This window comes from uncultured Thiodictyon sp., assembly GCF_903828115.1.
Taxonomy (GTDB): domain Bacteria; phylum Pseudomonadota; class Gammaproteobacteria; order Chromatiales; family Chromatiaceae; genus Thiodictyon.
In genome coordinates this window covers 1-6,620 of the sequence record NZ_CAIKKU010000143.1, presented here as the reverse complement: position 1 = coordinate 6,620, position 6,620 = coordinate 1, and the positions used below count along the sequence as shown (strand labels likewise).

At 73.7% G+C, this 6,620-nt stretch carries 7 protein-coding genes; all 7 read right to left on the bottom strand.

All coding sequences use genetic code 11. The annotated features are described in order from the left end of the window. A partial coding sequence (locus tag QZY48_RS05340) for a chemotaxis protein CheW (RefSeq protein ID WP_295428711.1) occupies positions 1-1,317 on the bottom strand: 1,317 nt, incomplete at its 3' end. Continuing rightward, the gene (locus QZY48_RS05335; protein ID WP_295428709.1) at positions 1,290-1,466 is read right to left on the bottom strand and encodes a hypothetical protein; all 177 of its coding nucleotides are present in this window, start codon (positions 1,464-1,466) and stop codon (positions 1,290-1,292) included. The genes QZY48_RS05335 and QZY48_RS05340, both read right to left, overlap by 28 nt. Before the next feature lie 12 nt (positions 1,467-1,478). Further along, entirely contained in the window at positions 1,479-2,423 is a 945-nt protein-coding gene (locus QZY48_RS05330; protein ID WP_295428706.1) for a CheR family methyltransferase, read from the bottom strand. Beyond that, positions 2,420-2,989, bottom strand: coding sequence for a CheR family methyltransferase (locus QZY48_RS05325; protein ID WP_295428703.1), 570 nt, complete (start codon positions 2,987-2,989; stop codon positions 2,420-2,422). Before QZY48_RS05325 ends, QZY48_RS05330 begins: the two co-directional genes overlap by 4 nt. After that, positions 2,986-4,101 (bottom strand): chemotaxis-specific protein-glutamate methyltransferase CheB, encoded by a 1,116-nt coding sequence (gene cheB, locus QZY48_RS05320; RefSeq protein WP_295428700.1) that lies wholly within the window; start codon positions 4,099-4,101, stop codon positions 2,986-2,988. The genes QZY48_RS05325 and cheB overlap by 4 nt, the downstream gene beginning before the upstream one ends. Beyond that, complete coding sequence (locus QZY48_RS05315) at positions 4,098-5,261, bottom strand: methyl-accepting chemotaxis protein (protein ID WP_295428697.1); 1,164 nt, start codon at positions 5,259-5,261, stop codon at positions 4,098-4,100. Before QZY48_RS05315 ends, cheB begins: the two co-directional genes overlap by 4 nt. Next, a complete protein-coding gene (locus tag QZY48_RS05310; RefSeq protein WP_295428695.1) occupies positions 5,198-6,058 on the bottom strand; it encodes a cache domain-containing protein in 861 nt (286 codons plus the stop codon). Before QZY48_RS05310 ends, QZY48_RS05315 begins: the two co-directional genes overlap by 64 nt. Between the last annotated feature and the right edge of the window lie 562 nt (positions 6,059-6,620).

Genomic DNA, 6,620 nt, shown 5'->3' with positions numbered 1-6,620 from the left:
GGCGGCCGCCGCGCCGCGGGCCCGCCGCGCCGCGTCCAGGAGGCCCGCGGCCTGCAGCACGCTCACCAGTCGATCGTCGTCGGTGACCACGAGCCCGGCGACCAGGCCGGCACCGGACCCGGCCCCGCGCAGGTGTTCGGGCAGCGGCTTGATCACCATCGCGCGCTCGTCGACCAGGCGCTCGACCAGGAGACCGAGCTTGGCCTGGCGCACCCCGATCACCACGGCCAGGGCGGCGGCCCCGGTGACCCGTTGGTGGTCCGGTCCCGCCGGGCGCGGCGCCAGCCCCAGCAGTTCCGCCAGGGGAATCAACGGCACGAACTCGTTGCGCAGCACCAGGGTCGGCCGCCCGGCCAGGGTCACGGTGTCACCCGCGCCCACCCGGATCAACTCCACCACATGCTGGGCGGCCAGACCGAAGCGCTGACCGCCGCTCTCGAACAAGAGCACGCGCATCACCGCGAGCGACAGCGGGAGCCGGAAGGTGAAACTGGTGCCCGCGCCCGGGCGGCTGACCAGTGAGACGGTGCCGTGCAGGTCCTCGCCGATGGTCCGGCGGATCACGTCCATGCCGACCCCCCGCCCGGACAGGTCGGTGATGATCTCACTGGTGCTCAGGCCTGGGGCGTAGATCAGCTCCCAGACCTGATCGTCGGTCAGGGCCGCCGCCCGCGCCGGGTCGATCAGGCCCTTGGCGAGCGCCCGGGCGATGATGCGCTCGCGGTTCAGGCCGCGCCCGTCGTCGCTCACCTCGACCTCCACCCCGCCGCCGGCATGACGCGCCGCGATGCGCACCTGTCCGAGCGGCGGCTTGCCGGCGGCCCGGCGCCCGGCCGGGTCCTCCAAGGCGTGGTCGACGGCGTTGCGCAGCACCTGTACCAGGGCCTCGCCCAGGCCCTCGATGACCTGCCGGTCGAGTTCGATCTCACCGCCCTGGACCTCGCACCGCACCTCCTTGCCCGCGGCGCGCGCCAGTTCCCGGACCATCCGCGTGGCGGGCTCAAAGACCGTGGCCAGCGGCAACATGCGCAGCTTGAGCGCCCGCTCGTTGAGCCCGGCGGCGAGTTGCTCCTGGGCCAGCAGGTCGTCGCGCAGGCCACGGACCAGGTGATGCAGGGCCTGGGCCTGGGCCTGGGCCTGGGTCTCGGCCTGGGTCTCATCAGGCCGCCCCGCCGCCGCGGCGGCCCCGGCGGACGCGAGCGCCTGGGCCGTGCGGTCCAGGGCCTGGGCCTGGGCGAGGCGGCGCCGCTGTCTGGCCTGGACCCGGTTCACCTCCCCGATCAGGCGGATCAGCTCATCGAGCCGGGCCAGCGGCACCCGCACGCTGTCGCGGGCGCGCGGGCGGTCAACGGGGGCGGCGGCCGCCGGTTGCGCGGGCCGGGCGGGCGCTTGATCTCCAGCCGGGTCAGGTGATCGCGCGCCTCGCCGCAGAAGCGGTCGATGAACTTGCGCAGGTCCAGGGCCATGGCGGGCGCGCCTCAAGCCGGCTCGCCGAGCCGCGCCAGGCGCGCCCGGCACAGGTGGCGCAGGTCGGCGACGGGCAGGACGGCGGGCAGGGGGCCGGTCTGATCCGCGGCGGGACCGGCCTCCCCCAAGAGCCGCAGCGCGATCCGGTACTCGCGGCGGGCGGCCTCGGGATGGCCGTCGGCCGCCCGACACTGGGCCAGCTCGAGATGGGCTGGCCAGTGGTCAGCACGCGCATAGATGGCCCGGCGCAGGTGGGCGACGGCCTCCCCCAGGTCGCCCCGGGCGCGGGCGATGCGCCCGAGCAGCACCAGTGCATCCACCGACCAGGCATCCAGGGCCAACACCCGCCGCGCCGCCGCCGCGGCCCCCTCGTGGTCGCCACCTTCCAGCAAGAGGTGGGCCAGCAGCCGCAGATGCAGAGGGAGTGCCCGCGGCGCGGCACAGAGGGGGGCGAGGACCTCCAGGGCGGCGGCGAAGCGCTCGGCCCGGGCCAGGGCCAGGGCCTGACGGTAGGACGCGTCGTGGTCAGCGCGGTGCGCCTCCCGGCGTGCCTCGTCGAGGATCGGCGAGGGGGCGCTCGCGGCCTGGGGTGCGGTGTCCCGGGCGGGACCGGGGTTGAGCGGCACCATCGCGGGCGCCGGGGGCGCGACGGGGGGCTGACAGCGGTCCGCGGTACCGGAAACCGCGGTCGGCAGCGCCCGCGGGGGCTGGGCCTCCGCGGCTGCGTTGACGAAGTACCAGACCCCCTCCCGCTCACAGAGCGCGAACAGCCCGAAGCCGTTGGCCAGGGTCTCGGCCAGGCCGACGATCAGGTAGCCGCCTGGTCGCAACAGGGTGCGCAGCCGGCGCAGCACCGCCTCGCGGGTGGCCGCGTCGAAATAGATCGAGAGGTTGCGATAAAAGATCAGGTCCTGGCCGTGCAAGGCGTCCGGATAGGGGTCGGCCACCAGGTTCAAGGGGTGAAAGGCGACCCCCTGGCGGATGGGTTCGGTGAGTTGGTGGGTACCGTCAGGCGCGGGGTGAACCAGCGGGCCCTCAGGTCTGGGGCCAGGGCGCGTAAGGCGTAGGGCCGATAGCGGCCGGTGCGGGCGCCGGCGATGGCATGGGAGTCCAGATCGACGCCCTCGATGCGGAATAGCCGCGCCGAAGACGCCGCGTAGCGCTCGCGCAAGGCCATGGCGATGGAGTAGGGCTCCTCCCCGGTCGCGCAGCCCGCCGAGAGGATGCGCACCGGCGCCCCCGCGGCGCGCCCGCGCAGCAGCAGCGGCGCCAGGTGCCCGGTGACCAGGCGCAGGTGTTGGGGCTCGCGCCAGAAATAGGTCTCCTTGATGGTCAAGAGGCCGGCCAGGGCCGCCAGCTCGATCGCATCGGCGTGCAACTGCGCCAGATAGGCGGCGCCGGCGTCCAGTCCCAGCGCCGTCATCCGCTGCTGGATCGCCCGCCGCAACCGGGCCTCGTCCTGGCCCTCCAAGCGCAGCCCCAGCCGCGCTTGGAGCAGCCCGCGGGCGGCCTCCAGGTTCACGCCTCGAGCCCCAGGGCGCGACCGGCGGCGACCCCGGGTCCGGCCGCGACCAGTCGCACCAGTTCCGCGGCAATCGCGTGCAGCGGCAGCACCCGCGCCACGGCGCCGCTTGCGATCGCCTCGCGGTTCATCCCGAAGACCACCGAACTGCCCTCGTCCTGGGCGATGGTGGTGCCGCCGGCGGCGGCGATGGCGGCGATGCCGCGGGCGCCGTCGCGGCCCATGCCGGTCAAGATGACACCGATCGCCCGGCGGCCGACCACCGCGGCCACCGAACACAGGAGCCGGTCGCAACTCGGGTGGTAGAGATCGCCCGCGGCGCCCGGGGAGAGGCGCAGACGGCGCCCCGGCAGCAGGTCCAGATGGGTGGCGGAGTCGGCCAGATAGACCCGGCCCGGCAGCAGGACCTCGTCATCGCGGGCGAGGCCGACCGGGAGCCGACACAGGGTCGTCAGCCAGGCCGCCATGCCGGCGGCGAAGCCGTCACAGATGTGCTGGGCGATCAGCACCGGGGCCGCGAGCCCCGCGGGCAGGGCCGGCAGCAAGGCCGCCAGGGCCGCCGGCCCGCCGGTGGAGGCGGCGATGGCAATCACGGCGCCGTCCGTCGGGGCCGGCGCGCGGCCCTGGTCCGGCGGCCGGGCGCCGGGGACAGTGGTCGCGCCGAGGGTCCGCGCGGCCGGTCCGCCGGTTTCACCGCGGGCGCGCAGGTGCCGGATCACCGGGACCCCGGACAGGAGATAGAGCCGATCAGCAAAGGCGGCCCCATCGGTCAGGCCGGGCTTGTAGGTCGCCTCCAGGGCGCCGCCGGCCACGGCCGCCATCGCATGGGCGGCATCCGCGCAGTCGGAAACCACCAGGATGCGGGTTGCGCACAGGTCCATGATCTCGGCGATGGCCCCCAGCCCATCGAGCACCGGCATCCTGAGGTCCATGGTGATGAGCGCGGGCCGCAGCCGCTGTGCCTGTTCCACGGCCGCCCGGCCGTCCGCCGCCTCGCCGCAGACCGTCAGGCGCGGGTCGTCCTCGATCAGGGCGCGGATCAGGTCCCGGGCGGTGGCGCTGTCGTCCACCACCAGGACCCGGACCGGCGCCGACACCGGGGGCGGGCTCATGGCAAGGCCGCCGCCTGAGCGCTCGGCCGGCCCGGCGGATCGGTAGGCGCCGGTGCCAGTGTGAAGCTGCCCATGCGCTCATCGAGCGCGGCGGCGAGCCGCGCCATCTCGGCGGCGATGTCGGCGATGCGCCGCACCGAGGCGGCGGTGTCCGCGCTGGCCGCGACGATCTCGCGCAGGGCCACCACGACCTGGTTGCTGGCGGTGCGCTGTTGCTGGCTGGAGAGGCTGATCTGCTGGGCCGCCCGGGTGGTCTCGCCGGCCCCGTCCACCATGGTGTCGAGCAGCCGCGCCGTCGCCGCGGACTCCTGCATCCCCTGCTCGATCCCCGCGGTGCCCTTCTCGGAGGTCACCACCAGGCGGCTGATGGACTCCTGGGTCTCGACGACCTTGCGGGCAATCTCCCCGGTCGACTCGCTTACCGAGTCGGCCAAGCGGCGGATCTCGGTCGCCACCACCCCGAAGCGCCGCCCGGCCTCACCCGCGGAGGCGGCCTCCAGGGCGGCGTTGAAGGCGATCAGCCGGGTCTGATCCGCCACCGTATCGATGATCTCCATCACCCGGGAGATCTCCTTGGACTTGCGGCCCAGGTCCAGGATCTCGTTCAGCGCCCGCTGGCTGTCCCCGCCGATGTCCGCCATCCGGGTCACCAGCCGCTGCATCGCCTGGGCGCCCTCGCGGCTGCTGTCGAAGGTGCGCCGCGCCACCCCCACCACCGACTCCGAATACTCGGCGATCTGGCTCGAGGAGGCGGACAACTCCTCCATGGTCGAGGTGATTTCGGCCACCGAGGCCGACATCTGGGTGGAGTTGGCCGCCTGCCCGTCGACCGCCTGCGCGATGTCCTCGGCCGCCCGGTGCACCGCGCCGGCCTGGGTCTCGACCTCGGTCACCAGCACCTGCAGGCGGCGGCGCATCTCGTTGGCGGCCCGCGCCAGCCCCGCCAACTCGTCGTGCCCGTCCGGCGGGACATCACGGCTCAGGTCGCCGGCCGCCACCCGCCCCACCCCCGCGGCCAGGCCGCGGATGCGTCGGCTCAGGGGGCGCGCGGTCAACTGCGCAATCGCCAGGCTCAGGAGCAGTGCCAGACCCCCGATCAGCCAGGCCTCGCGGGTGGCGTCGCGCACCGCCGCCTGGTAGGTCGAACTGTCCTTGGCCACCTCCACCACCCCCAGCGGGGTGCCGGAATAGTCGCGGATGACGGCGGCATAGACCGCCAGCGGTCGGCCGTCGCGTTCATCTGTTCAAACTGGGGTGTGCCGGCCAGGGCTGCCCGCAGCGCCGCGGGGCCAAGCAGCGGCCGCTCGCCGAGGGTCCCGGCAAAGGTCTCGAAGGCCTCGTTGCGCAGCACGTGCAGGCCGGCATCCACCCCGAAGCGCGCCTTGAAGGCGTCAAAGAAGGGTTGGCCGAAGGACATCCCGAACTCGACCACGCCTAAGTGCCGGTCGGCCTCGCCGAGCGGCACCATGCCGCGCACCCCGAGCCCCGCGACCCCGACCTCCAGCCCCTCCTGGGGCTTGCGGGTCCGGTTGGCATCCACCACCGAGTGACGGATCGCGGACAGGTCGTCACCGAACTTCTCGGGCAGGTGCAGGCGCAGGAAGGAGGTGGCCGGCGGGGTGTGGAACTGGAACTGCACCGCCCCGTAGTCCTTCGCCAGGACCTGATAGGCCGGCAGCAGCGTCGCCTGCAGCCAGGCCCGGTCGCCGGCCGCGAAGCGCTGCTGCACCTCCGGGAGGTTGGCCACCAGCGCGCTCAGGGTCTCCGCCAGCCGCGCCTGCCCCGCCACCGCCGCCGTCAGGCTCTCCATCGACTGGCGCAACTCCGCCCGCTCCGCCTCGCGCACCACCGCCCGCAGCCCGAGCAGGCTCGCGTAACTCAGGCCCCCGATCGCCAGCAGGATCGCGAGCCCCATGCCCAGCATGATGTTGGCCCAGAGGTGCAGGTTTTTGAACATCGTGGCAGCCTTGGTTCGGGGGACGCGGTAAGTCTAAGCGATCCGCGCCCGCCGGGCATGGGGAGCGGCGACATCGTCGGCGCCGGCGTGAAGCCGGCCTGCGTCTAAGTCCCGTCCAACCTCTGAGTCAGATCCGGCGCAGGCCTGGAAATCGCTCCGACCGCCGCCCGGCGCGCCCCGCACTCAACGGTCGAGCCTTTACCGCAAGAGTCGCGCAGCGACGCTGTGGGAGCGGCTTCAGCCGCGACGAGGCCTGCAAGCCGCCGCAACGTCGCAAATCACTGCAGCCTCGCATCGCGATCGACCTGAGTGAGCATTCGTTCCGCCTCCACCACTTGGGGTTTGATCACAGTCGCGGACATCGCGCGCACTGCGAGTCATCGGGTCGCGCAGCGGGAGCGCCGCACCCCAGTGCGGCGAAGCCTATCCGCAGAACGCAACGCTGCAGTCGCTCGCAAGGCCGCGCCGCACTGGGGTGCGGCGCTCCCAGCCCGAAACACGGGCGGATGCCCGCAGGGCGATCCGCCGCGATGCAGGCACCGAAATGGCGGAACCGCTATCG